Annotated in this window: 1 pseudogene; it reads left to right on the top strand. The window is 66.0% G+C overall.

The window, feature by feature from the left end:
• Positions 1 to 215, top strand: a pseudogene (locus B7G66_RS18905) (type VI secretion protein); the annotation flags it as partial.

Raw genomic sequence — 215 nt, 5'->3', positions numbered from 1 at the left:
CCCAGAACCTGGTCACGCTCGAACTCGGGCCGCGCACCGACCATGAAATCCACCGCAACGTCGAGCGTCAGGTCGAGGCGGAACGCTGGACCCAACTGGACCGCCAGTTGCAGCAGGACGCGAACCAGCACGGCATCATCGACATGGCGCCGTCACCTGACCAGCAGCCTGACGCGTTCGCGGTCATGAAGGTCGGGCGGCTGCGGCGACTGGAA

Source organism: Novacetimonas hansenii JCM 7643 (assembly GCF_000964405.1).
GTDB lineage: Bacteria > Pseudomonadota > Alphaproteobacteria > Acetobacterales > Acetobacteraceae > Novacetimonas > Novacetimonas hansenii.
The sequence above is the reverse complement of the archived record's forward strand: the minus strand, read 5'-3'. Positions and strand labels throughout refer to the sequence as shown.